The 23,166-nt window shown below is 73.4% G+C and carries 24 protein-coding genes; 9 read left to right on the top strand and 15 right to left on the bottom strand.

Annotated elements, in window-relative coordinates:
- Positions 1–14 precede the first annotated feature (14 nt).
- Together SVTN_RS35990 and SVTN_RS35985 are read right to left on the bottom strand one after the other, a co-directional pair.
- A complete protein-coding gene (locus SVTN_RS35990; RefSeq protein ID WP_041132841.1) occupies positions 15–680 on the bottom strand; it encodes a phosphatase PAP2 family protein in 666 nt (221 codons plus the stop codon).
- Between the two features lie 60 nt (positions 681–740).
- Positions 741–2,189: an aldehyde dehydrogenase family protein gene (locus SVTN_RS35985; RefSeq protein ID WP_052499503.1), complete on the bottom strand. Its 1,449-nt coding sequence runs from the start codon at positions 2,187–2,189 to the stop codon at positions 741–743.
- Between the two features lie 90 nt (positions 2,190–2,279).
- Here SVTN_RS35985 and SVTN_RS41275 point away from each other — a divergent pair, with 90 nt between their 5' ends.
- The 3 genes from SVTN_RS41275 to SVTN_RS35970 all read left to right on the top strand — a co-directional run bounded on the left by SVTN_RS41275 (position 2,280) and on the right by SVTN_RS35970 (position 3,944).
- Positions 2,280–2,948, top strand: a complete 669-nt coding sequence (locus tag SVTN_RS41275) for a TetR/AcrR family transcriptional regulator (RefSeq protein WP_159026554.1) — start codon at positions 2,280–2,282, stop codon at positions 2,946–2,948.
- A 107-nt stretch (positions 2,949–3,055) separates the two neighbouring features.
- A complete protein-coding gene (locus SVTN_RS35975) occupies positions 3,056–3,307 on the top strand; it encodes an EF-hand domain-containing protein (protein ID WP_041132840.1) in 252 nt (83 codons plus the stop codon).
- Between the two features lie 64 nt (positions 3,308–3,371).
- A complete protein-coding gene (locus SVTN_RS35970) occupies positions 3,372–3,944 on the top strand; it encodes an antibiotic biosynthesis monooxygenase (RefSeq protein WP_052499501.1) in 573 nt (190 codons plus the stop codon).
- 39 nt (positions 3,945–3,983) lie between these two features.
- Here SVTN_RS35970 and SVTN_RS35965 read toward each other — a convergent pair whose 3' ends face one another.
- Complete coding sequence (locus SVTN_RS35965; RefSeq protein ID WP_041132839.1) at positions 3,984–4,991, bottom strand: GlxA family transcriptional regulator; 1,008 nt, start codon at positions 4,989–4,991, stop codon at positions 3,984–3,986.
- Positions 4,992–5,117: 126 nt separating this feature from the next.
- On the opposite strand from SVTN_RS35965, the gene SVTN_RS35960 reads away from it, so the two are divergent.
- From SVTN_RS35960 to SVTN_RS35940, 5 genes are all read left to right on the top strand, one after another.
- Positions 5,118–6,041, top strand: a complete 924-nt coding sequence (locus SVTN_RS35960; protein ID WP_041132838.1) for an NADP-dependent oxidoreductase — start codon at positions 5,118–5,120, stop codon at positions 6,039–6,041.
- Positions 6,042–6,138: 97 nt separating this feature from the next.
- Positions 6,139–6,771, top strand: a complete 633-nt coding sequence (locus SVTN_RS35955) for a carbonic anhydrase (protein WP_041132837.1) — start codon at positions 6,139–6,141, stop codon at positions 6,769–6,771.
- Positions 6,768–7,412: an L-threonylcarbamoyladenylate synthase gene (locus SVTN_RS35950; RefSeq protein WP_041134606.1), complete on the top strand. Its 645-nt coding sequence runs from the start codon at positions 6,768–6,770 to the stop codon at positions 7,410–7,412. The genes SVTN_RS35955 and SVTN_RS35950 overlap by 4 nt, the downstream gene beginning before the upstream one ends.
- 198 nt (positions 7,413–7,610) lie before the next feature.
- Positions 7,611–9,155, top strand: coding sequence for a FadD3 family acyl-CoA ligase (locus tag SVTN_RS35945; RefSeq protein WP_041132836.1), 1,545 nt, complete (start codon positions 7,611–7,613; stop codon positions 9,153–9,155).
- A 13-nt stretch (positions 9,156–9,168) separates the two neighbouring features.
- Complete coding sequence (locus SVTN_RS35940) at positions 9,169–10,791, top strand: flavin-containing monooxygenase (protein ID WP_041132835.1); 1,623 nt, start codon at positions 9,169–9,171, stop codon at positions 10,789–10,791.
- Between the two features lie 79 nt (positions 10,792–10,870).
- Here the strand turns inward: SVTN_RS35940 and SVTN_RS35935 are convergent, their stop codons facing one another.
- From SVTN_RS35935 to hsaA (SVTN_RS35890), 10 genes are all read right to left on the bottom strand, one after another.
- Positions 10,871–11,785 (bottom strand): alpha/beta hydrolase, encoded by a 915-nt coding sequence (locus SVTN_RS35935; protein WP_041132834.1) that lies wholly within the window; start codon positions 11,783–11,785, stop codon positions 10,871–10,873.
- A gap of 25 nt (positions 11,786–11,810) precedes the next feature.
- Positions 11,811–12,575, bottom strand: coding sequence for a glucose 1-dehydrogenase (locus tag SVTN_RS35930; RefSeq protein WP_041132833.1), 765 nt, complete (start codon positions 12,573–12,575; stop codon positions 11,811–11,813).
- Entirely contained in the window at positions 12,575–13,381 is an 807-nt protein-coding gene (locus tag SVTN_RS35925) for a glucose 1-dehydrogenase (protein WP_041134605.1), read from the bottom strand. The genes SVTN_RS35930 and SVTN_RS35925 overlap by 1 nt, the downstream gene beginning before the upstream one ends.
- A gap of 8 nt (positions 13,382–13,389) precedes the next feature.
- Positions 13,390–15,069, bottom strand: coding sequence for an FAD-dependent oxidoreductase (locus SVTN_RS35920; protein WP_041132832.1), 1,680 nt, complete (start codon positions 15,067–15,069; stop codon positions 13,390–13,392).
- A gap of 69 nt (positions 15,070–15,138) precedes the next feature.
- Positions 15,139–16,008 (bottom strand): MaoC/PaaZ C-terminal domain-containing protein, encoded by an 870-nt coding sequence (locus SVTN_RS35915; protein WP_041132831.1) that lies wholly within the window; start codon positions 16,006–16,008, stop codon positions 15,139–15,141.
- Positions 16,008–16,496 carry a flavin reductase family protein gene (locus SVTN_RS35910; RefSeq protein ID WP_041132830.1) on the bottom strand — a complete coding sequence of 163 codons (489 nt, stop codon included), beginning with the start codon at positions 16,494–16,496 and terminating at the stop codon, positions 16,008–16,010. Before SVTN_RS35910 ends, SVTN_RS35915 begins: the two co-directional genes overlap by 1 nt.
- Positions 16,484–17,392, bottom strand: coding sequence for a VOC family protein (locus tag SVTN_RS35905; protein WP_041132829.1), 909 nt, complete (start codon positions 17,390–17,392; stop codon positions 16,484–16,486). The genes SVTN_RS35910 and SVTN_RS35905 overlap by 13 nt, the downstream gene beginning before the upstream one ends.
- A gap of 53 nt (positions 17,393–17,445) precedes the next feature.
- On the bottom strand, positions 17,446–18,318 hold the full coding sequence (hsaD, locus tag SVTN_RS35900) for a 4,5:9,10-diseco-3-hydroxy-5,9,17-trioxoandrosta-1(10),2-diene-4-oate hydrolase (protein ID WP_041132828.1): 873 nt from the start codon (positions 18,316–18,318) through the stop codon (positions 17,446–17,448).
- 12 nt (positions 18,319–18,330) lie between these two features.
- On the bottom strand, positions 18,331–19,497 hold the full coding sequence (gene hsaA / locus SVTN_RS35895) for a 3-hydroxy-9,10-secoandrosta-1,3,5(10)-triene-9,17-dione monooxygenase oxygenase subunit (protein ID WP_041132827.1): 1,167 nt from the start codon (positions 19,495–19,497) through the stop codon (positions 18,331–18,333).
- A gap of 120 nt (positions 19,498–19,617) precedes the next feature.
- A complete protein-coding gene (gene hsaA / locus SVTN_RS35890) occupies positions 19,618–20,787 on the bottom strand; it encodes a 3-hydroxy-9,10-secoandrosta-1,3,5(10)-triene-9,17-dione monooxygenase oxygenase subunit (protein ID WP_041132826.1) in 1,170 nt (389 codons plus the stop codon).
- A gap of 181 nt (positions 20,788–20,968) precedes the next feature.
- Between hsaA (SVTN_RS35890) and SVTN_RS35885 the strand changes: the two genes are divergently transcribed.
- Positions 20,969–21,850 carry an IclR family transcriptional regulator gene (locus tag SVTN_RS35885; RefSeq protein WP_041132825.1) on the top strand — a complete coding sequence of 294 codons (882 nt, stop codon included), beginning with the start codon at positions 20,969–20,971 and terminating at the stop codon, positions 21,848–21,850.
- Here SVTN_RS35885 and SVTN_RS35880 read toward each other — a convergent pair.
- Together SVTN_RS35880 and SVTN_RS35875 are read right to left on the bottom strand one after the other, a co-directional pair.
- On the bottom strand, positions 21,834–22,280 hold the full coding sequence (locus SVTN_RS35880; protein ID WP_041132824.1) for an SRPBCC family protein: 447 nt from the start codon (positions 22,278–22,280) through the stop codon (positions 21,834–21,836). The two genes, SVTN_RS35885 and SVTN_RS35880, sit on opposite strands and share 17 nt — an antisense overlap.
- Before the next feature lie 97 nt (positions 22,281–22,377).
- Entirely contained in the window at positions 22,378–23,154 is a 777-nt protein-coding gene (locus SVTN_RS35875) for an SDR family oxidoreductase (protein ID WP_041132823.1), read from the bottom strand.
- Positions 23,155–23,166: the final 12 nt, after the last annotated feature.

The following is a 23,166-nucleotide window of genomic DNA, read 5'->3' as shown; positions in this document are numbered from 1 at the left end:
GGCGCCGTCGCCCCTCAGCGGCGCCGCCACCGACCGTCGTCGGCGATCCGGTCGACCAGCCACGCGGTCGCCGGTGCCACCACGAGGGCGGTGCACCAGCCGCCGAGGGTGTCGGTCGGGTAGTGCGCGCCCGTGACGACCTGCGCCCAGCCCATGGCGGCGCCGGCGACCAGCGAGGCGGCGAGCACGAGTGCCGTGCCGGCCGCCCTGCCGAGGCCGAGCCGGCCGGCCGCGAGCAGGGCCACCATGAGGGCGAGCGCGCTGAGGAAGGCGGTGTGCCCGCTCGGGTAGGACAGGTAACCGCCGTGGATGGTGCGTCCCATCAGGGGCTTGAGCAGCGTCGTCGTCGCCACGGTCGCGCCGGAGCCGGCGACGACGAGCACCGCCGCGCGGGGACGCCGCAGCAGCAGGCAGGCCGCCACGGCGGCCAGGACCGACATCGTCGCTCCGACGGGCTCCCCCAGGAAGTCCAGGGCGTCGGCGACGTTCCACCACGGCGGCCGCACGCCCTCCGCCATCGGCTGGATCCACCTGTCCACCCTGCCGGGCCCGCCGTGGCCGGCGTACAGGCCCCCGAGTGCGGCGGCCGCCGCCGCGGCGAGGGCGGCGATCGGCCCGAGCGACGCGCGCAGCGCCGAGGGCAGCGCTGCGGGCGCGCCAGGACCTGAATATTCCGACACGAGTCCCCCGTCGTGTTCAACGGCCCGCCCCCCAGCGGCTTTTACTGCGTCAGCCTAACCCTAACCGTGACGCATCAGGCGTTTGACGAGGCGGAGTCCGAGCTCGTCGAACGGGGGCTGTACGAAGCGGAGGGTGTCGGGCCTCAGTGGCTTCCTCAGGACGGGCTTGAGGTGGGAGAAGGTGCGCCAGGAGTACGCACCGTGGTAGGCGCCCATGCCGCTCGCCCCGACGCCGCCGAAGGGCAGCCCGGTCGTCGCGACGTGCACGATCCCCGCGTCGTGGACCACCGCACCGGAGGACGTGTTCTGCTCGAACAGGCGGCGGGTGCGGGCGGAGGAGCTGAACACGTACAGGGCGAGCGGCTCGTCCCAGCCGTTGATCACCTCGACGGCCTCCTCGGCGGAGGCGACCGGGACGATCGGGAGGATCGGGCCGAAGATCTCCTCGCGCAGCACGGGGTACGCCGCGTCCGGGCCGATTCCCGTGCCGCCCGTGCCGACGGGAAGGGTCACTACCGTGGGCGCGAAATAGCGTTCCGCCCGGTCGTGCTCGCCGCCGACGACCACGTCCGCCCCGTCGAGGAGGCCGACGAGGCGGTCGAACTGGCGCTCGTTGACGATGCGGCCGTAGTCCCGGCCCGCGCGCGGGTCGGCGCCCCACATGTCCTCGATCGCCGCCCCGAGCGCGGCGACGAGCGCCGGGACCCGGTCCGGCGTGGTCATCACGTAGTCCGGGGCGACGCAGGTCTGCCCGGCGTTGGTGAACTTCGCCCACGCCAGGCGGCGGGCCGCCTGGTGCAGATGGGCGTCGTCGTCGAACCACACCGGTGACTTCCCGCCCAGCTCGAGGGTGACCGGCGTCAGGTGCTCGGCCGCCGCACGCATCACGATGCGGCCCACCGTCCCGCTTCCGGTGAACACGATGTGGTCGAACTTCTGCGCGAGGAGTTCGGTGGTCTCCGGCACTCCTCCCTCGACGACGCGCACCACGCCGTCCGGGAAGTAGCGGGGCACGAGCCGGGCCATCAGCTCCGAGGTCGCCGGTGCCAGCTCGCTCGGCTTGAGCACCGCCGTGTTCCCGGCGGCGAGCACGCCGACCAGCGGGGCGAGCAGGACCTGCACCGGGTAGTTCCACGCGGAGATCACCAGCACCACGCCGAGCGGCTCGGACACCAGCCGGGCCCGCGCCGGCCACAGCGCCACGGGAACGGGCCCGCGTTTCGGTCGCGCCCACCCCCGCAGCCGCCGCAGGGTGTGCTGGAGCTCGGCGAGGACCACGCCGATCTCGGTCGACTGCGCCTCCGCCCGGCCCTTGTGGAGATCGCTCCACAGGGCGGCCTCGAACGCGGCCTCGTTCTCGGTGACCATCGCGCGCAGCGCGTGCAGGGAGCGGATGCGGGCGGGAAGCGGGCGGGTCGCTCCGGAGGCGAAGAGGCGCCGGGCGCCGGCGACCGCCTCGGGAATCCGGGTGGCGGTCGGGAGGACCCTGCCGGGTGTCGTCGTGGGCATGGAGTCACACACCTCAATACGAAACGAAAGCTTTTCGTTTACTGTAGCGGAGAGGGGAGGGCGCGTGCCGCGATGCGAGAGAATCGGTCCATGACGACCAGGGACGACACCACGTTGAAAGGGCGACCGAAGGACCCGCGGGTGGACGCGGCTCTGATCGACGCGGCGGTCGAGGTGCTGAACGAGTCGGGATGGGCCGCCTTCACCACCACGGCCGTGGCCCGGCGCGCCGGCGCCTCCACCGCCTCCCTCTACCGCCGCTGGCCCTCGAAGCAGGCGCTCGCCGGCGCCGTGGCCCGTCGCATCGCCCTGGACGAACTCGGCGGCATCGACACCGGCTCCCTCGAAGGCGACCTCCGGGAGTTCCTCGTCCGCAAGCAGCGGATCCTGGGCGCCTCCACCGGCCCCGCGCTGCTGTCGCTGATGGGCCAGGCCGCGCACGACGCCGAGCTGCGCCAGATCCTCCACGACGACGTGTACCTGATGGTCCGCGAGCAGCTGGACGCCCTCATCGCCCAGGCCGTTCGCCGCGGCGAGCCGATCCGGGGCATGGGGCCCGAACAGATCGGCGTCCTGACCCTGGTCCTGATCGGCACCGTCGCGGCCCGGTCGGTCTTCCTCGCCCAGCCGGCCGCGTCCACCCCCGAGGAGTCCCCCGCCACCGACACCGCCACCGACTTCGTCGAGGCCGAACTCCAACTGCTCCTCGCCGCACTCGGCCGTGCGGCGGGTGCGGCCGAGCGCGGCACCGAGGGCTGAACGCCGCCTGCCCGTACGGGGACGCAACCCCGGAGGCGGTCGGCGCGTCCTCCCCCACACGATGCGCCGGCCGCGCCCGCGCCCGGCCCCACCCGACAGGACACGTGATGAGCGACAAGGCCCGCATCCTCTTCGATGCGCTCGACCTCGACCAGGACGGCACGCTGACCCGTACCGAGGTCATCCGCGCGCTGCGGGAGAAGGGACCCACCCTGGCGGCGCAGGGCGTGATCCCCTTCTGGGGAGTCGGGGACGTCGACGACTCGGCGGCCCTCTTCGACGAGGCCGACCAGAACGGCGACCGCGTCCTGAGCTTCGAGGAGTTCGCCGCGGTGGTCGACCGCCGCTTCGGCTGGTGACCTCGGCCCGCGGCCCACAACGCGTACAGTGGGGGCGGGCGCGGCGTGATCACGAGGAGTATGTGTGACCGCGGTCAGCCTTGAGCACGCCACCGTCCCCGCCGACACCGGCGAGGTGACCCTCCTGATAGCCCGCCGGGTGGAGCCCGGCCACGAAGCCGCCTTCGAGCGGTGGGCGCGGGGCATCCTCGACACGGCGGCCACCTTCCCCGGCCACCTGGGGTACGGCCTCTTCCGCTCCTCCGGCGGCGACGCGCCCTGGTTCCTCGTGCACCGGTTCCGGGACGCGGAGGCCTGCCGGACCTGGCAGGAGTCTCCCGAACGGGCGGCCTGGTTCGCCGACTGCGAGGGACACCACCACACCGAGATCGCGCGGCGCAAACTCACCGGCATGGAGACCTGGTTCGCCAAGCCGGGCTCGACGCGCCCCGCACCGCCCCGGTGGAAGATGGCGATCAGCGCGACCCTGGCGATCTACCCGATCTCCGTGCTCGGCAGCCTGTTCCTCGTGCCCCACCTGACCGCGCTCCCCCTGCTGCTCAGCAGCGCGGTCGTGGCCTGCGTCTTCAACGTCCTGATGACGTACGTGGCGATGCCGGCCGTGAGCCGTCTCCTGCGCGGCTGGCTCACCCCGTAGCGCCCGCCCCGGCTTCGCCCGTCAAGCCCGTCCGACCGCTCACTGCGCCGCGCCGACGGGGTCGGAGGCGCCGAACGCGCGCCGGTAGGCGGCGGGCGAGACGCCGAAGGCCGTGCGCATGTGCGCGCGCAGGGAGTTGCCGGAGCCGATGCCCGCCCGGTGCGCCACGAGGTCGATGGGGAGGTCGGTGGTCTCCAGGAGCTGCTTGGCCAGTTCCAGGCGCTGCGCCGTGAGCCACTGCACGGGCGTCATCCCGACCTCGTCCCGGAACCGCCGGGTGAACGACCGCAGGCTCATCCGGGCGTGCTCGGCGAGCCGGCCGAGGGTGAGCGGCTCCCCGAGGTGCTCCAGGGCCCAGGCGCGCGTCGCGGTCGTACTGGCGAGGGTCGGCTCGGGCACGGGCCGGTCGATGAACTGGGCCTGCCCGCCGTCCCGCCACGGCGGTACGACGCACATGCGGGCCGCCCGGTTGGCGGCCGCGGCACCGTGGTCGCGGCGGATCATGTGCAGGCACAGGTCGACCCCGGCGGCCACCCCGGCCGAGGTGAGGACGTCGCCGTCGTCGACGAAGAGCACCTCCTCGTCGAGCTTGACCTCGGGATACGCCTGCCGGAACTCCGGGGCCAGGTTCCAGTGGGTGGTGGCCGGCCGGCCGTCGAGCAGACCTGCGGCGGCGAGCACGTACGACCCGGAGCATATGGAGACCAGTCGGGTGCCGGGCCGGATCCCGGCGATGGCCCCGGCGACCTCGGGCGGCAGCGGGCCGCCCCGCCCCAGCTCCGGCATGGCGTGCGTCGGCGGGACGACGACGGTGTCGGCGGCGGCGAGCGCCTCGGGGCCCGCCGCCGGCTGGACGACGAAACCCGCGTCGCTCAGGACGGGCGCGCCGTCGGCGGTGCAGACGGTGACCTCGTACAGGGGGCGACCCTCGGCGTCCTGGACGCTGCCGAAGACGCGGGAGGGGATGCCGAGCTCGAAGGGCGGCACTCCCGGCAGGGCGAGCACCGCGACGCGGTGCACCGGCTCGTTCTGGGCCATCTCGGTCATGGCCAAATCCTGTCACATAGTGGCCGGAGGGCCAACACCGTGAGGGGCCGCGGGACGGGATCGTGAACGGGTCGCCGCCGGAAGGGTTCCGGCGGAAGCCGACCGAGAAGGAACGAGGCGGAGAGCATGCGTGCGGTGGTCGTGGAGCAGTGGGGCGGTCCCGAGAAGCTCGTCGAGCGCGAGGTGGAGCGCCCGGAGCCGGGCCTGAACGAGGTCCTCGTGCGGGTTCACGCCGCCGGCGTGAACCCGGTGGACTGGAAGACCCGCGCGAGCGGCGCCCTCATCGCATGGGGCCCGCTGCCGGTCCTCGGCTGGGACGTCTCCGGCACGGTCGAGGCCGTGGGGCCGGGCGTCGGGAACCTCCGCCCGGGCGACGAGGTCTTCGGGATGCCGCTGTTCCCCCGGCAGGCGGGCGGATACGCGGAGTACGTCGTGGCGCCGGCCCGCCACCTCGCGCCGAAGCCGAAGTCCCTCACCCACGTGGAGGCCGCGGCCCTGCCGCTCGCCGCGCTGACCGCCTGGCAGGCCCTGGTCGACGCGGCGGACGTACGGCCCGGCGAGCGGGTGCTCGTGCACGCCGCGGCCGGCGGCGTGGGCCACTTCGCCGTCCAGATCGCCAAGGCCCGCGGCGCGTACGTCATCGGCACGGCCAGTGCCGCCAAGCACGAGCTGCTCCGGGAGCTCGGCGCGGACGAGGTGATCGACTACCGCGAGGCCCCGTTCGAGGACGTCGTCTCCGACGTCGACGTCGTCCTCGACGGCCTCGGCGGCGAGACGGCCGAGCGTTCCCTGAAGGTGCTGCGGGCCGGGGGCCGGCTCATCACCCTTCCCGGCCCGGACGACGTGCCCGCCGCGCCCGAGGGCGTGCGGGCCGCATGGGTCCTGGTCGAGCCCGACCACCTGGGCCTGCGCGAGATCGCCGCCCTGGTGGAGAGCGGCGCGCTGCGCCCGGTCGTCGACGCCGTCCTGCCCCTGTCCGAGGCCGCGAAGGCCCACGAGCTCGGCGAGCGGGGCCGTACGACCGGAAAGATCGTCCTGTCGGTCGTCTGACGCCCGGTCCGGCGGCCCGTCCCCGACCGGCTCCGTCCCCGGCCGGGGACGGGACCGGCCGGGGACGGGCCGAGAATGGCTCGTTACAGTGGGTGGCATGCCTCGAACCTCTCCCTCGGTCGCTCTCGACGCCATGCTCGCCGGCAACGCGCGTTTCGTCGCCGGAACCCCCGACCACCCCAATCAGGACGCCGCACGTCGTGCGCAGCTCGCCCCCGGACAGGAGCCGTTCGCGGTCATCCTCGGCTGCTCCGACTCGCGCCTCGCGGCCGAGATCATCTTCGACCAGGGGCTCGGCGACCTGTTCGTCGTACGGACCGCGGGCCATGTCCTCGGGGCCGAGGTGCTGGGCAGCGTCGAGTACGCCACGAGCGTGCTCGGCTGCCGGCTCGTCGTCGTCCTGGGGCACGACTCGTGCGGCGCCGTCGCCGCGGCCCGGACCGCGGTGGAGGACGGACTGCCGGCGGCCGGATTCGTACGGGACGTGGTGGAGCGGGTGACGCCGAGCATCCTGGCGGCCCGCGCCGCCGGTCTGACGGAGGACTGCGACATCATCGACGAACACATAAGGCACACGGCGCAGTTGCTCATGGACCGTTCCCGCGTCCTGTCCGAGCAGGTGCGGACGGGCGAAGTGGCCGTCGTGGGCCTGGCCTACCAGCTCGCCGAGGGCAGCGCCCGGCTTGTCACCTCCCACGGCGTCGAGAACACGGAGTGCACGACCTCATGACACAGCGATTCGACTGCTCGGATCCCTCGGCCCGCCGGGCCGGCATCGACGCGGCGGTGGCGGCGCTCGGACAGGGGCGGCTCGTCGTCCTCCCGACGGACACCGTCTACGGTGTCGGCGCCGACGCCTTCGATCCGCGGGCCGTCGCCGGTCTCCTCGCCGCGAAGGGGCGGGGCCGCCACAAGCCCTCCCCCGTGCTCGTCGGCTCGCGGGACGCGCTCGACGACCTGGTCGCGGACCTGCCGGAGACGGCCGAGGCCCTCATCGAGGCGTTCTGGCCGGGCGGTCTGACGCTGGTGCTCCGCCACCGGCCTTCGCTCTCCTGGGACCTGGGCGAGACCGGCGGCACGGTGGCCGTGCGGATGCCCGATCATCCCCTCGCCCTCGACCTGCTCGCCGCGGCCGGTCCGATGGCCGTCTCCAGCGCGAACCTCACCGACCGGCCCTCGCCGGAGGACTGCGACGCGGCCCTCGGGATGCTCGGGGACTCCGTGTCGGTGTACCTCGACGGCGGCCGGACCGCCGGACCGGTGTCGTCGTCGATCGTCGACCTCACCGGCGACGTCCCGGTCCTCGTACGGGAGGGCGTCCTGTCCTTCGAGCAGCTGGCGAAGGTCGTACCCGGTCTGATCACGCGCTGACCGCTTTCCTGCCGCTTCGCCGGAAGAGGTCCCGGCGCCGGAAGAAGTCCCGGCGTCAGAAGAAGTCCCGCCACCTTCCCGGTGAGCGGGAACCGGCCCCTGCGCCGGGACCCCCCTCCCTGACAGGCTCCCCTCCGCTGTGGTTCCACCGCCCGCGCCCCGCCGGGGGGCGGGACAGCAGGGAGGACGTGACAGATCATGAGGGGCGCGCAGACCATCGCCGGGCTCGCGGACTGGGCCGCCGAGCGGTACGGGGATGAGGAGGCCCTCGTCTTCGGCGAGGAGCGCTGGACGTTCGCGGAGTTGCGCGACCGGGTCGACCGGGTGGCGCGCGCGGTGATCGCGCAAGGGGTGCGCCCGGGTGACCCGGTCGCCGTGTGGGCGCCCAACAGCGCCCGCTGGGTGGTGGCCGCGCTCGGCGCGGTGGCGGCCGGCGGGGTCCTCGTCCCGGTGAACACCCGCTACAAGGCGGCCGAGGCCGCCGACATCCTGCGCCGCTCCCGCACCCGTCTCCTTTTCACCGAGCACGACTTCCTGGGTACGGACTACCGGGCGCTGCTCGCGGCCTCGGGGGAGGAACTCCCGCTCCTGGAGCGGACGGTGACCCTGCACTCCGCGGACTGGTCGGACTTCCTCGCGGGCGCGGACCGGGTGACCGGAGAGGACCGGCTCGCCCGTACCGCCGCCGTGCGCCCCGACGACACCGCCGACGTCCTCTTCACCTCCGGCACCACCGGCCGCCCCAAGGGCGTGCCCACCACCCACGGCCAGAACCTGCGCGTGTACGACGCCTGGGCCCGTACGGTGACCCTCCGGCGCGGCGACCGCTATCTGCTCGTCAACCCGTTCTTCCACACCTTCGGCTACAAGGCCGGCGTCCTCGCCTGCCTCCTGCACGGGGCCACGATCGTCCCGGAGCGGGTCTTCGACGCCGATGCCGTCCTCGCCCGGATGCAGGACGAGCGGATCTCCGTCCTGACCGGCGCGCCCACGGTCTTCACCTCTCTCATCCACCATCCCGAGCGCGCGGCGTACGACCTGAGCGCGATGCGGATGGCGGTCACGGGCGCGGCGAACATCCCCACCGCGCTCATCGAGGAGATCAGGACGTCCCTCGGCGCGCGGAGCGTCAACACCGCGTACGGTCTCACCGAGTCATCGGGCGTGGTCGCGATCTGCCCGCCGCACGAGTCCCCGGAGACCCTGGCCCGCACCTCCGGAACGGCCCTGGAGGGCACGGAGCTGCGCGTCGACGCCCCGCCCGGGGAGCCCGGCGAGATCCTCACCCGCGGTTACCACGTGATGCACGGCTACCTCGACGACCCCGAGGCCACCGCCCGGGCCGTCGACGCGGACGGCTGGCTGCACACCGGGGACGTCGGGGTGCTCGACGAGCGCGGCTTCCTGCGGATCACCGACCGGCTGAAGGACATGTTCGTCGTGGGCGGGTTCAACGTGTACCCGGCGGAGGTGGAGCAGGTGCTGCGCGGCCACCCGGCCGTCCTGGACGCGGCGGTCGTCGGCGCGCCCGACGCACGGCTCGGGGAGGTCGGCGTCGCGTACTGCGTGCCGGCGTCCGGCGCTCCGATCGACGCGGCCGAGCTGACCTCGTACACGCGCGAGCGACTGGCCAACTTCAAGGTCCCGCGCGCCTTCCACGCCCTCCCGGCCCTGCCGCACAACGCGGCGGGCAAGGTCGACAAGAAGGCGCTGAGGCGGTCGGCGGGGACCACCACCCGATGAGGAGAGTACGAACGTGAACGACAGCAAGATCCAGTCCGTCGATGCCGTCGATGTCGTCGTCATCGGCGCGGGCGTCACCGGTCTGTACGCCGTGCACAGGCTGCGCGGTCTCGGCTTCAGCGTGCGCGGCTTCGAGCGCGGGGACGACGTGGGCGGCGTCTGGTACTGGAACCGCTACCCCGGCGCCCGCTGCGACGTGGAGTCCGTGGACTACTCGTACTCCTTCGACGAGGAGCTGCAGCAGGAGTGGGACTGGAGCGAGAAGTACGCCGCCCAGCCGGAGATCATCCGCTATCTGCGCCATGTCGCCGACCGCTTCGACCTGCGCCGCAGCTACACCTTCTCCACCTCGGTGACCTCGGCCGAGCTGGACGAGGAGACGCTGCGCTGGACGGTCCGCACGGACGGCGGCGAGGTGGTGTCGGCCCGGTTCTGCGTGTTCGCCGTCGGCTGCCTCTCCAGCACCCACATGCCGGACATCCCGGGGGCCGGGGAGTTCGCGGGAGCCACGTACCACACCGGCGCCTGGCCGCACGAGGGCGTGGACTTCGGCGGGCTGCGCGTCGGTGTGATCGGCACCGGCTCCTCCGGCATCCAGGCCATCCCGCTGATCGCCGAGCAGGCGGCGCACCTGACCGTCTTCCAGCGCAGCGCCAACTTCAGCATCCCGGCGGGCAACAGGCCCCTGGACGAGGAGACGCGCCGCCGGCAGAAGGCCGGCTACGCCGAGCGGCGGCGGCTTTCGCGGCTCAGCGGCGGCGGCTCGCCCCACGCGGCGCACCCGTCGGCGACGTTCGAGGTGTCCGCCGAGGAGCGGCGGGCCGCGTTCGAGGAGCGCTGGGAGCTGGGCGGCGTCCTGTACTCGAAGACCTTCCCCGACCAGCTGACCGACCTCGCGGCGAACGAGGAGGCGCGCGCGTTCTGGGAGGAGAAGGTCCGCGCCCTCATCGAGGACCCGGCCACCGCCGACCTCCTCGTCCCCACGGACCATCCGATCGGCACCAAGCGGATCGTCACCGACTCGCACTACTACGAGACGTTCAACCGCGACGACGTGCGTCTCGTGAGCCTGCGGGAGAACCCGATCGAGCGGATCGACGCCGCCGGGATCGTGCTTGCCGACGGCACCCGGGTGGAGCTCGACGCGATCGTGTTCGCGACCGGTTTCGACGCGATGACCGGCGCGATCGACCGGGTGGACGTCCGGGGGCGGGGCGGCCGGCCCCTGAAGGAGGTCTGGAGCGGGGGTCCTCGCACCTATCTGGGCCTGGGCGTCGACGGCTTCCCGAACCTGTTCAACCTCACGAGCGCCGGCAGCCCGTCCGTCATGGCCAACGTCGTGCTCTGCGCCGAGCAGCACGGCGACTGGCTCGCCGACTGCCTGCGCCATCTGGACGAGCACGGCTACCGCGCGATCGAGGCGAGCGCGGAGGCCGTCGAGCAGTGGGTCGCGCAGTGCCGCGACCGGGCGGCGGCGACGCTGTTCCCGGCGGCGAACTCCTGGTACCTGGGGGCCAACATCCCGGGCAAGCCGCGGGTGTTCATGCCGTTCATCGGTGGCTTCGGGGTGTACGGGGAGATCATCACGGACGTCGCGGCCTCGGGGTACAAGGGGTTCGAGCTGATACGCGGCTGAGGCCGGCGCCGCCCCGCAAAGCGCCCCGCCCCTCACCCGATCGGGTGAGGGGCGGGGCGCAGGCGCGCGTACGCGTCGGTCAGCGCGCGGCAAGGGCCTCGCGCAGGGCGGCGAAGGCGGTCTCGCGGGCCTCGGCGGCCGCGGGCAGGGCGCCCGCCATGGAGAGGAAGCCGTGGAACATCCCGGCGTGGTGGCGGGCCTGCACCGGGACCCCCGCGGCGGTCAGGGCTTCCGCGTACGCCAGGCCGTCGTCCCGGAGCGGGTCGAAGCCGGCGGTGACGAGCTGGGCCGGCGGGAGTCCGGACAGGTCGGCGCCGGCGAGCGGGGCCGCGTAGGGGCTGGTGCGGTCCACGGGGTTCTGCAGGTAGCCGTCCCAGTACCAGCGCAGGTGGTCGGCGGTGAGGAAGTAGCCCCGGGCGTTCTCGCGGTGCGAGGGGCGGGAGCGGGTGGGGTCGAGCATCGGGTAGTACAGCGCCTGGCAGGCGATCTCGGGGCCGCCCCGGTCGCGGGAGAGCAGGGTGAGGACGGTGGCGAGGTTGGCGCCCGCGCTGTCCCCGGCGACGGCGATCCGGCGGCCCGGGAAGGTCCTCGCCGCCCAGAGGAGGGCCGTGTAGGCGTCCTCGGGGGCGGCGGGGAAGGGGTGTTCGGGGGCGCGGCGGTAGTCGACGGAGACGACGATCGCCTCCGTGGCGCGGGCGAGGGCGCGGCAGAAGGGGTCGTGGCTGTCGAGGTCGCAGAGGACGAAGCCGCCCCCGTGGCAGAACACGATCACGGGGGCGGCCTCGTGGACGGCCGGGTCGTAGACGCGTACGGGCACGCCGTCGGCGTCCTCGTCCGCCACGCGGGCGACGGGGGGCGGGGGGACGGCGGGCCGGGGGCGGGCGGCGAAGAAGGCGCGCACCTCGGCGATGTCCGTCATCTCCGTCGCCAGCGGCGGGAAGCCGGCGGTGGCCAGGTCGATGACGGCCTGGACGTCGGGGTCGGGTCGGTTCACTCGTCGGTTCCCTTCGGGGTCTGGTTCACGCGTCCGTTCCTTTCGGGGTGAGGAGCGGCATGCGGCCGGCCGACGCGCCGCCGTCGACGGCGAGTTCGGCGCCGGAGAGGTAGGAGGAGTCGTCGGAGGCGAGGAAGGCGACGAGACGGGCGACCTCCTCGGGCTCCCCCACCCGTCCGAGCGGCGCGGCGGGATGTTCCTTGGTGCCCAGGTGGGCGGTCATCGCGGTGGTGATGGCCCCCGGATGGACGGAGTTGACCCGGATGCCGTCCGGACCGAGTTCGAGCGCGGCCGTCTTGGTCAGACCGCGCAGCCCCCACTTCGCGGCTCCGTACGCGCCGTGGCCCCAGATGCCCTGGAGGCCGGCCTGCGAGGAGATGTTGACGATGGAGCCGCCGCCGCTCTCCCGCATCGCCCCCGCGACGGCGCGGATGCCGAGGAAGGGGCCGATCAGGTTGACGCGGAGGATCGCCTCCAGGCGGGCCGGGTCCTCCTCGGTGATGGGCGAGGCGGAGTAGATCGCGGCGTTGTTGACGAGGACGTCGAGCCGGCCGAAGGCGTCCTGGGCGGCGGCCACGGCGGCCGCCCAGGACTGCTCGTCGGTCACGTCGTGGCGTACGAAGCGGGCGGCGGCGCCGAGGGAGGCGGCCGTCGCCTCTCCCTCCGCCTCCAGGACGTCGGTGAGGACGACCTTCGCCCCGAGGGCGGCGAACAGGCGGGCCTCGGCCTCGCCCATGCCGCGAGCCGCGCCGGTGACCAGCGCGACCTTTCCTGTCAGATCGACGGGCATCAGCGGTTCTCCTCGGTCGGTTCCTCGGTCGGTTCCTCGGTCGGTTCCTCGGTGGGTCGGAGGGTCGGGCCGGTCGTCCACCCGCCGTCGACGGCCAGTTCGGCGCCGGTGACGTACGAGGCGGCGTCCGAGAGCAGGAAGGCGACCGCCCGCGCGATCTCCCGGGGCTCGCCGACCCGGCCCATCGGTGTGTCGGGGTACTTCCCCTCGCCCCGCTCGATACCGACGTGCGCGGTCATCGGGGTGTGGATCATGCCAGGGTGTACGGAGTTGACGCGGATCCGGTCGGCTCCGAGTTCGACCGCGCCGAGCTTGGTGAGCCCGCGCACGCCCCACTTGGCCGCGCCGTAACCGGCGGTCCTGGCCAGGCCCATGAGGCCGGCGGCGGAGGAGATGTTGACGATGGAGCCGCCGCCGTTCTCCCGCATAGCCGGGATCACGGCCCGCATGCCGAGGAAGACGCCGGTGAGGTTGATGTCGAGGACCTGCCGGAACGCCTCGGCCGTCTGCTCCTCCAGGAGGTGCGAACCGCCGGAGATCCCGGCGTTGTTGACCAGGCCGTCCACCCGGCCGAAGGCGTCGACCGTGAAGTCGACGACCTCGCGCCAGTCCTCCTCGGAGGTGACGTCGTGGCGGAGGAAGCGGGCGTGGCCGCCGAGCTGCTCGGCCGCGGCCCGCCCCTCCTCCTCCCGTACGTCGGTGAGGACGACCCGGGCGCCCGCCTCGACGGCCGCCCGTCCGGCCTCCGCGCCGATCCCCCGCGCCCCGCCGGTGATGATCACCGTCCGGCCCCGCAGATCCGTCACCGGGACGCTCACCGCGCCTCGGCGGAGCGCGTACGGGCGATGTCGTCGACCGCGAGCCAGCTGAAGGTCATGGCGGGGCCTATGGTCGCGCCGGGGCCCGGGTAGGTCTCGCCCATGACGGCGGACGAGACGTTGCCGGAGGCGTACAGGCCGTCGACGGGGCTGCCGTCCTCCCGCAGCACGCGGGCCGTGGCGTCGGTGACCAGGCCGCCCTTGGTGCCGATGTCGCCCGGGTGGACGGGGATCGCGTAGTACGGGCCCTTCTCGAGCGGCGCCAGGTTGGGATTGGGCAGCGTCGGGTCGCCGTAGTAGCGGTCGTAGACGCTGTCGCCGCGGTGGAAGTCCTCGTCACGGCCCGCGCGGGCGAAGCCGTTGAACCGGTCCACGGTGGCACGAAGCCGCTCCGGGGCGACGTCGATGCGCGCGGCCAGCTCCTCGACGGTCGCGGCCTTCTTGATGAAGCCGCTCTCCAGCCACGGCTTGGGGAACGCCTGGCCCGGGAACAGGCCCATGAAGATGTAGCGGGCCCTGGAGGTGGCGTCGAGGATCAGCCAGGACGGCACGGTGCTCGCCCCGGGCCTGTCGTTGGCGTACATGGCATCGACGAACTCGTGGTACGGGGCGGCCTCGTTGGCGTAGCGCTCCCCCGCCGCGTTGACGATCACCATGCCGGGAACGCCGCGGTCGGCGACGAGGAAGAACGGCTTCCCCTCGGGGGGCACCACCGACGGCGCGCCCCAGACCTTGTCCATCAGGTCGGTGGCGGCGCCGAGGGCCGCGGCCGGCTCCAGGGCGTCGCCGGTCTGGCCCTCTGCGGCGGAGCTCCACTCGGTGGAGGTGGGCGACGGCAGGTGCTTCTCGCGGAGCCGCTGGTCGTGGGAGAAGCCTCCGGAGGCGAGGACGACACCGCCCTTCGCCCGGACCGTGAGCTCACGGCCGTTCCTGGTGATCCGGACGCCGGTGACCCGGCCGTCCTCCTCGACGAGGCCGGTCATCGGGGCGGAGAGCCACAGGTCCGCGCCGAGGGCGTCGAGCGAGTGCCGCATGCGGGCGATCAGCGCCTCGCCGAGGGAGAGCGGTTCCCTGCCGGTGAGCTTCGCCCCGACCGCCTGGGCACCGACCTTGAGCGCGGTGCGGCGGCCGGCCCAGGTGCGCGCCACCATGTTCAGCTGCCGGAAGTCCTTGGAGGTGATGGTGAGGCCGTACGTGGGCAGCCCGGCGCGGCGCATGGTGGCGCGCTGCTCGGGGCCGAGCTTCTTGAAGTCGAAGACCTGCGGTTCGATCGAGCGGCCCTGCGGGTAGCCGCCGAGCCGCTCGGGGTAGTAGTCGGAGTAGCCGGGGGTGTAGACGAAGCGCACGTCCGTGCGATCGTGGAACTCCCGTACCATCCGCGGTCCGTGGGTGACGTAGGCGTCCTTGCGCTCGGCGGTGACCCGGTCGCCGACCGTGGCGTCCAGGTAGGCGCGGGCCTTCTCGGGGGTGTCGCCGAGCCCGGCCTCGTCCAGGTGGAAGTTGTCCGGGACCCAGATCGCGCCGCCGGACAGGGCGGTCGAGCCGCCGTAGACGTCGGTCTTCTCCAGCACCAGGGCGGTCAGGCCGCGCAGCCGGGCGGTGATGGCCGCGGCCATGCCGGCGGCGCCGGAGCCGACGACCACCACGTCGTACGTGTGGTCCCACTGGTCGTTCATGCGGTTCTCCCTGGTCGTGTCAGGTGGGTCGACGGCCGGGGCGGGCCGTCCTCCGCCCCGGCCGCCGGGTCATCGCGCGGTGATCCGCGCGTCGGTGAGGACCGGCGCGTCCTCGCGGTCCGCGGCCGTGGCCGTCAGCCGGTAGCCGTCGGGGGTCTTCCAGACCCGCAGCCGCAGGGTCTCGCCGGGGAAGAAGACCCCGGCGAAGCGGGTGCGGCAGCCGGTGACCGCGCTCGCGTCGCCGTCGAGCAGCCGGTCGGTGACCGCCTTGACCGCCATCCCGAAGGAGCAGAGTCCGTGCAGGATGGGGCGGTCGTGGCCCGCGCGGCGGGCGGTGGCCGGGTCGGCGTGCAGCGGGTTCCAGTCCCCGGTGAGCCGGTAGAGCAGGGCCTGCTGACGGAGCGTCGGGACCTCGGCCACCAGATCGGGTTCCCGGTCGGGTGCGGGGAGGCGCTCGGAGGGACCGCGGTCGCCGCCGAAGCCGCCCTCCCCGTGGACGAAGATCTGGTTCCGCTGGGTGATCAGCGGCTCGTCGTCCTCGCCGATGAGGGTGGACTCCTGGACGATGACGGCGGCCTTGCCCTTGTCGTGCACGGCCACGGCCCGGGTGACCGCGGTCGCCCGTGCGGCGGCGGGCAGCGGGCGGTGCACGGTGATCTCCTGGCCGCCGTGCAGCACCTTCGCCAGGTCGATGTCGACGCCCGGCAGGTCGAAGACCTGGAAGCCGACACCGCCGGTGCCGCCCGCGACGACGCCGAAGGTGGGCAGGACCTGGAGGCCCCGCTCGTGTCCCTCGTACGCGTAACGCAGTTCGCGCGGGTCGGTCTCGGGGACGCCGGCGCCGAGCGCCAGGTGGTAGAGCCGTACGTCGCGCTCGTCCCACCCGACCTCGGTGCGCACCGGCGGCGCGGAGAGCGCCTTCTCGACGTCGAGGGGCATCAGAACGCGCCCACGGCGTAGCGGCTGCGGAAGAACAGCAGCGGCCGGCCGTCCTCGCCGGCGTCGAGCGCCACCACCTGTGCCGTGACCAAGTGGTGGTCCCCGGCCTCGTACACGGCGTCCAGCTCGCACTCCACGTGGGCGAGGGCTCCGTCGATGCGCACGGTGCCGTGCTCGCCGGTGCTCCAGGGCACCCCGGCGAACTTGTCGGGGCCGCTGCGGCCGAGGGCGGCGCAGGTGGCCTGCTGGTCCTCGGCCAGGATGTTGACGCAGAAGCGGCCCGACCGCTCGATCCTCGGCCAGCTGGTGGAGTTCTTGCCGACGGCCAGCATGACCAGCGGGGGGTCGAGGGAGAGCGAGGCGAAGGACTGGCAGGCGAATCCGACCGGTTCCAGGGTGTCGGCGTCGAGCGTCGCCACGACCGTGATGCCGCTGGCGAAGCGGCCGAGGACGTCCCGGAACTCGGACGGCGGGATCAGCCGTTCCACCGGTGGCCCCAGAAGCTGTCGGCGGTGATCTCCTTCGCGACCCAGGTGGCGGGGTCGACGACGAGGCCGTCCCAGCCGTACTCGACCTGGAAGCCGCCGGGGGCCTGGGCGTAGAAGGACACCATGCGGTCGTTGGTGTGGCGGCCGAGGCTGGACGCGATGGGGATGCCCGCGGCCTGCATGCGGTCGAGACCGCGGCCCACGTCGTCGAGGGTCTCCAGCTCCACCATGAAGTGCACGATGCCGGGGGGCAGGGCGCCGGGGTAGAGGCCGAGGCTGTGGTGGCGGCGGTTGGGGCTCAGGAAGTGCATCCAGTGGAAGTCCCGCTGCTCGGTGGCGGTCGGGACGGCCTGCGGCGGCAGCTTCATCGAGTCGCGCAGCTGGAAGCCGAGCAGGTTCTCGTAGAAGTCGAGCGCGGCCTCGATGTCCGGCACCGGGAGCACGACGTGGCCGAGGCCGAAGTCCTCCCCTGCGGGGGTCCCGGTGACGAAGCGGTTGCCGTACGGGGTGCCGAGCGCGGTGTGGTCCTGGGCCTGGCCCCAGTAGATCTCCAGCGGGTTGCCGCCGGGGTCCGTGACGTGGATGAGGCCCTGGACGCGGCGCTCGGCGAGTTCGGCGGGGTCGGCGGCCTTGACGGCGACGCCGGCGGCCTCCAGCTCCTCGGCGGCGCGGGCGAGTGCGGCGGAGTTCGCCACCTCCCAGCCGGCCGCGAGGAGCCGGTCGCTCTCGCCGGCCTGGATGACGATGCGGTAGGCGCGGTCGTCCAGGCGGAGGCAGAGGGTGTCCTCGGTGGTGCCGGTCGCCTCCACCATGCCGAGGACGTCGAGCGCGTAGCGGCGCCACTCGTCCAGGGTGGTGGTCTCCAGGCGGAGGTATCCGAGAGCACGGATGTCCATGGTGTGCACCTCTTCTGTGGAAGGTGTCAGAAAGTTCAGAAGGTTCAGCGGGGTCAGTGGGTGAAGAAGTCGACGGCGAGGCGGTTGAACTCGTCGGCCTGCTCGGTCTGCGCCCAGTGGCCGCAGTGCGGGAAGACGTGCAGACGCGCGTCGGGGATGGTCTTGAGGGCGACGAGGGCGCCGTCGAGGGGGTTGACGCGGTCCTCGCGGCCCCAGGTGAGCAGCACCGGCTGGGTGATGCGGTGGGCCTCGCGCCAGAGCATCGTGGCCTCGGCCCAGGCGGGGTTGGCGAAGGAGGCGCCCATCCGGGCGCTGCCGAGCCGGGTGTCGGGGTCGGTGGCCGAGGCCCAGCGTTCCTCGACGAGCTCGTCGGTGACGATCGACTGGTCGTACGCCATGACGCCGAGGAAGGCGCGCAGTTGCTCCTTGGCCGGCTCGGGTGCGGAGTTGAACTCGAAGAGCCGCTTGATGCCCTCGGTCGGGTCGGGGGCGAAGAGGTTGACCGAGACCCCGCCGGGGCCCATCAGGAGGAGCTTGCCGACCTTGTCCGGGTGGTTCAGGGCGATGCGGACGGCGGTGCCACCGCCGAGGGAGTTGCCGATGAAGTGCGCCCGCTCGATGCCGAGTTCGTCCATGAGGGCGGCGACGGCGTCCGCGCTGTAGCTGAAGTAGTCCTTGTCGAGCTCCGGCTTGTCGGAGCGGCCGAAGCAGGGCTGGTCGACGAGGAGCGTGCGGAAGTGCTCGGCGAACACGGGGAGGTTGCGGCCGAAGTTGCTCCAGGCGGAGGCGCCGGGCCCGCCGCCGTGGAGCATGATCACGACGGGTGCCTCGGCGGCCCGGTCGGCGGGTGCGGCCTCGTGGTAGTGGAGGGTGAGCCCGGCCGCCTTGACGGTGCGGGAGGTCGACTCGTAGCTGAGCTCTGCCATCGTCAACGCCTCTCAGGCCATGGTGTCTTGGATGTCGATGCCGAGCGCGGCCTGCCCGTACATGACCAGGGCCCGCTCGGGGTCGTTCGCGGCGTGGCCGCGGCCGGTGTGGGCGTCGCGCCAGGCGCGCTGGACGAGCCCGGGGCCGGTGCGCATGGCGCTGCCGCCGGAGTTCTCCATCAGCAGGTCGACGGCCGCGACGGAGCGTTCGGTGGCGAGCACCTGGTCGCGGCGGGTGCGGGTGCGCAGCTCCATCGGGATCTCCTCGCCGCGCTCGGCGAGGGCGTACATCTCGCCGATGTTGCGGGTCAGTTGCAGCCAGCTCGCGTCGATGTCGCTGGCGGCGCGGGCGATGCGGACCTGCGCGAAGGGGTCCTCGGCGACCTTCTGCCCGTACGAGACGCGGAACCGCTGCCGGGTGGCCTCGGCGTACGACTCGAAGGCGCCCTCGGCGATGCCGACGATCGGGGTGGAGATGGTGGTGGTGAACACGCCGGCGTACGGCAGCCGGTACAGCGGCTCGGGGTTGACCTCGTGTCCGGGCACGCTCAGGGCGGTGACGGGGCCGAAGCTCAGGGCGCGGTGGTCGGGGACGAAGACGTCCTCGACGACGACGTCGTTGCTGCCGGTGCCGCGCAGGCCGACGGTGTCCCAGACGTCGTCGACGCGGTAGTCGGACCTGGGGATCAGGAAGGTGCGCATGTCGACCGGGTTGCCCTCGCCGTCGGTGACGAGGCAGCCGAGGAGCGCCCAGCGGGCGTGGTCGCAGCCGGAGGAGAAGTGCCACCGGCCGGAGAGCCGGAAGCCGCCGTCGGCGGCGGTGGCCTTGCCGGTGGGGGCGTACGAGGAGGCGATGCGGGTCTTGGGGTCCTGGCCCCACACCTCCTGCTGGGCGCGGGGGTCGAACAGGGCGACGTGCCAGGGGTGGACGCCGACCACGGAGGCGACCCAGCCGGTCGATCCGCATGCCTTGGCGATCTCCTTGACCGCCGAGTAGAAGACCACCGGGTCGGCCGCGCGACCTCCGAAGGCCTTGGGCTGGAGCAGCTGGAAGAAGCCGGTGTCCTCCAGTTCCTTGACGGAGGTGTCGGGCACCCGGCGCAGCGTCTCGGCCTCGGCCGCGCGGTCGCGCAGGGCGGGGGCGAGGTCACGGATCGCTGCCAGGACGTCATCGGCCATGGGGGCATCCCCTTTCGGGTCGTGGTGGGGGAATGCCAGGACCGTACGGCGTGCCGTACGGCAGCGAAATGCGCTGCTCCCACTGAGCGGGAACCCTCGTGCGGGAGGGTTCCCCGCGGGTCAGAGCATGGGGTCGTGGACGTCCATGCCGAGGGCGTCCTGGGCGTAGAGGACGAGCGCCCGGTCGACGTCGTTGGCGGCCTGGCCGCGGCCGGTGTGCAGGTCGCGCCAGGCGCGCTGGAGGACGTCGTCGCCCACGTGGAGCGGTCCGCGGCCGGCGTTCTCCATGAGCAGGTCCACGGCCGTGATGGCGCGTTCGGTGGCGAGGGCCTGGTCGCGGCGGGTGCGGGCGCGCAGTTCCCTGGGGATCGGGGCGCCGTCGCGCGCGAGCGCGTACAGCTCGGTCATGTTGCGGTGGAGCTGGAGCCGGGCGGCGTCGATCTCGCCGGCGGCGCGGGCGATGCGCGCCTGGGCGAAGGGGTCCTCGGCGGCCCGTCGGCCCTGCGGGGCCTTCAGGCGCTCGCGGGCCGCGTCGACCTGGTCCTCGTGGGCGCCCTCGGCGATGCCGACCATCGCGGTGGAGATGGTGGTGGTGAAGACGGCCGCGTACGGCAGCCGGTAGAGCGGCTCCGGGTGGACCTCCTGCCCGGGGCAGCTCAGCGTGGTCACCGGGCCGTAGCCGAGCGCCCGGTGGGCGGGGACGAAGGCGTCCTCGACGACGACGTCGTTGCTGCCGCTGCCGCGCAGCCCGACCGTGTCCCAGACCGCGTCGACGCGGTAGTCGGCGTACGGCACCAGGAAGGTCAGCATGTCCACCGGCCGGCCCTCGGCGTCGGTGACGAGGCCGCCGAGCAGCGCCCACCGGGCGTGGTCGCAGCCGGCCGAGAAGTGCCAGCGGCCGGAGAGCCGGAAGCCGCCGTCGACGGTGGTGACCTCGCCGGTGGGGGCGTGGGAGGAGCAGATCCGGGTGGATCCGTCCGCGCCCCAGACCTCCTCCTGGGCCCGCGGGTCGAACTGGGCCACGTACCAGGGGTGGACACCGAGGACGGCCGCCGCCCAGCCGGTCGAGCCGCAGGCCTTGGCGATCTCGTGCACGGCGGCGTAGAAGACGGCCGGGTCGGCGGCGAGTCCGCCGTACGCCCCTGGCTGGAGCAGCCGGAAGAAACCGGCCTCCGTCAGCTCCTTCACGGAGGCGTCGGGGACCCGGCGCAGCTCCTCCGCCTCGGTCGCGCGCTCGCGCAGGGCGGGGGCGAGGGCGCGTACCGCCGCGAGAACGTCCTCTTCGCGCATGGGCGCACCTCTTGCATTCCGGTCTCGTCGTGCCGTGACGACAGGGAACCTACGCGTTACTGTTCCGAGACGGAACTCCCTCTTCACAGCGCTGTCATCCTCTGGCAATCTCCACGCAATACCGGAGATTACGGACCCAGCCAGGGGTCGATCGGCTGGGCTGTCCGTGTGGGAGGTGCCGATGACGACCAGTGCTGTCGAGGCTGTCGAGGCCGGGATGGCGCCGCTGTCCCTGCTGGAGAAGGCGGCGAAGGTGCTGAGCGCCTTCGAGAGCGCGGGGCCCCGGCTGACACTCACCGAGGTCGTGCAGCGCTCGGGCATCCGCCGCTCCTCCGCGCACCGCATCCTCGACCAGCTGGTGCAGCTGCGCTGGCTGGAGCGCGAGGGCCGCGACTACCGGCTGGGCATGGGCATGCTGGAGCTCGGCGCCATGGCCTCGCACCACAACCGGCTCCGGCGGGCGGCGCTGCCCCATCTGCACGCGCTGCACGAGTCCACCGGCCATCTGGTGCACCTCACCGTGCTCGACGGCTCCGAGGTGGTCTATCTGGAGCGGATCGGCGGCTCGGACGACTCCGTCGTGCCCTCGCGCATGGGCGGGCGGCAGCCGGCGTACTGCACGGCCTCGGGCAAGGCGATCCTGGCCTTCGGGGACGCGGGGCCGGTGGAGCAGGTGATACGGGACGGGCTGCGGCCGCGTACCCCGCGCACCCTCACCCGCCCCGAGTCCTTCCGGCGTGAGCTGGCGATGACGCGGGAGCGCGGCGTGGCCTTCGACCACGAGGAGGGGTACCGCGGGGTCTTCTGCGTGGCCGCTCCGCTGCGCGGCGCCGGCCGGGCCATCGCCGCGATCTCGGTGAGCGGCCACGGCGTCCACCGGGAGATGGAACGGCTCGCCCCGGCCGTACGCGGCTGCGCGCGGTCGGTGTGGCAGTCGATGTTCGGTCCCGGACGGCAGTCGGAGAAGCGGGACCGGTCGGCCGGTGCGGGGGCCGCCGAGGCGCTGCCGCAGCCCTCGATGGACAACATGATGGCCTGGCTGCGGTTCAGCGAGTGGATGTGAAGCGCGCCCGCAGGGCGGCGAGCCCTGTGCCGTAGGTGCCGTCCCCGAAGACCGCCTCCACCTGGGCGACGACGTCGTCCGCGCTCCGGTAGGCGGCGGACCACCGGACCTCGGCACCGTCGGGGTGCGAACGCACGGCGAGCGTCGCCACGTAGTCGTCCACCGGGAGCATGACGGGGTCGAGGAGGGCGTAGCGGTACGAGCGGGCGGCCTCGTCGCGGTCGAGCAGACGCTCCCGGGCGACGGTCACGCCGTCGACCGCGAAGACCCGGACGGTGCCGGGGGCGGCAGGGTCGCCGCCGTCCTCCAGGGCGGACGGCGGCACGTGGGGGTGCCAGTCGGCAAGGGCGCCGAAGTCTCCGACGACCGCCCACACGGCGTCGGGGGCGGCCGGGAGGACGGCGGAGCGTTCGAGCGTACGGGGATTCACGGGCGTCTCCTCGGTAGGGGTACGGCAAGGGGATACAGGGAGGGGCACCCGTGCGGGTGCCCCTCGTTCTCTTGTCCTGGTGTCCTGGTACGGGTCGTCACCAGGTGCGGTCGCCGCGCAGGAGCGCGTCGGCTCCCCCGTCGGCGAAGACGACCTGCCCGGTCACGAGGGCGTTCTCGGGCGAGGCCAGCCACGCGATCAGCGGGGCCAGCTGCTCGGGGCGGGCGTGTCCGTGCAGCGGCATCGGCACGCTCTGCTCCACGAGCCCCCGCATCTCCGGGTCGTCGAGCATCGGCCGGGTCAGGGGCGTGACGACCACGCCGGGGGCCACCGCGTTGAGCGGGACGCCCGCCCCGGCCCACGCGTCGGTGGGTGCGGCGCGGCGGACCCAGCGGGAGATCGCCGCCTTGGAGGAGGAGTAGACGAGGTGCCCCTCGCCGCGGTCGACGGCCGCGCGCGAGGCGGCCACCGCCGCCGTCTCGTCCCCGGCGAGCGCGGCGTCCACGATCGCGGGGTCGGTGGGGTGGACGGAGTCGATGGAGCCGACGACCACGGCCCGCGGATCGGTGCCGGCCGCGAGGAGCGGACGCAGACCGTCGAGCGTGGCCACGGCGCCGAAGTGGTTGACCCTGATCGTGAGGGGGTCGAAGTGGGCGACTCCCGCGCAGGAGACGACGGCGTCGAGACGGCCGCCGGTCAGCTCGCGGGCCCGGGCGACGAGTTCGGCCCGGCCCTCGGCCGTGGACAGGTCGGCGCGGATGTCGCCCTCGGTGAGGTCGGCGCCGATGACGGTGTGACCCTGCTTCCGCAGCAGGGCGGCGGTGGCCTCGCCGATGCCGGAGGCCGCTCCGGTGACCAGACAGGTTCGGGACATGGCGGTCCCCTC

The sequence above is a fragment of the Streptomyces vietnamensis genome, from assembly GCF_000830005.1.
GTDB lineage: Bacteria > Actinomycetota > Actinomycetes > Streptomycetales > Streptomycetaceae > Streptomyces > Streptomyces vietnamensis.
Note: the sequence above shows the minus strand (reverse complement) of the source record. Positions and strands in the feature narration are given on the sequence as shown.

Bases quoted from the DNA above. Each gene is read 5' to 3' on its own strand.
- SVTN_RS35920 (WP_041132832.1), bottom strand. From the start codon at position 15,069: ATGAACGACCAGTGGGACCACACGTACGACGTGGTGGTCGTCGGCTCC.
- SVTN_RS35915 (WP_041132831.1), bottom strand. From the start codon at position 16,008: ATGCCCCTCGACGTCGAGAAGGCGCTCTCCGCGCCGCCGGTGCGCACC.
- SVTN_RS35905 (WP_041132829.1), bottom strand. From the start codon at position 17,392: ATGGACATCCGTGCTCTCGGATACCTCCGCCTGGAGACCACCACCCTG.
- SVTN_RS35960 (WP_041132838.1), top strand. From the start codon at position 5,118: ATGCGTGCGGTGGTCGTGGAGCAGTGGGGCGGTCCCGAGAAGCTCGTC.
- hsaA (WP_041132826.1), bottom strand. From the start codon at position 20,787: ATGCGCGAAGAGGACGTTCTCGCGGCGGTACGCGCCCTCGCCCCCGCC.
- SVTN_RS35930 (WP_041132833.1), bottom strand. From the start codon at position 12,575: ATGCCCGTCGATCTGACAGGAAAGGTCGCGCTGGTCACCGGCGCGGCT.
- SVTN_RS35885 (WP_041132825.1), top strand. From the start codon at position 20,969: ATGACGACCAGTGCTGTCGAGGCTGTCGAGGCCGGGATGGCGCCGCTG.
- SVTN_RS35985 (WP_052499503.1), bottom strand. From the start codon at position 2,189: ATGCCCACGACGACACCCGGCAGGGTCCTCCCGACCGCCACCCGGATT.
- SVTN_RS35950 (WP_041134606.1), top strand. From the start codon at position 6,768: ATGACACAGCGATTCGACTGCTCGGATCCCTCGGCCCGCCGGGCCGGC.
- SVTN_RS35975 (WP_041132840.1), top strand. From the start codon at position 3,056: ATGAGCGACAAGGCCCGCATCCTCTTCGATGCGCTCGACCTCGACCAG.
- SVTN_RS35945 (WP_041132836.1), top strand. From the start codon at position 7,611: ATGAGGGGCGCGCAGACCATCGCCGGGCTCGCGGACTGGGCCGCCGAG.
- SVTN_RS35875 (WP_041132823.1), bottom strand. From the start codon at position 23,154: ATGTCCCGAACCTGTCTGGTCACCGGAGCGGCCTCCGGCATCGGCGAG.
- SVTN_RS35955 (WP_041132837.1), top strand. From the start codon at position 6,139: ATGCCTCGAACCTCTCCCTCGGTCGCTCTCGACGCCATGCTCGCCGGC.
- SVTN_RS41275 (WP_159026554.1), top strand. From the start codon at position 2,280: ATGACGACCAGGGACGACACCACGTTGAAAGGGCGACCGAAGGACCCG.
- hsaA (WP_041132827.1), bottom strand. From the start codon at position 19,497: ATGGCCGATGACGTCCTGGCAGCGATCCGTGACCTCGCCCCCGCCCTG.
- SVTN_RS35965 (WP_041132839.1), bottom strand. From the start codon at position 4,991: ATGACCGAGATGGCCCAGAACGAGCCGGTGCACCGCGTCGCGGTGCTC.
- hsaD (WP_041132828.1), bottom strand. From the start codon at position 18,318: ATGGCAGAGCTCAGCTACGAGTCGACCTCCCGCACCGTCAAGGCGGCC.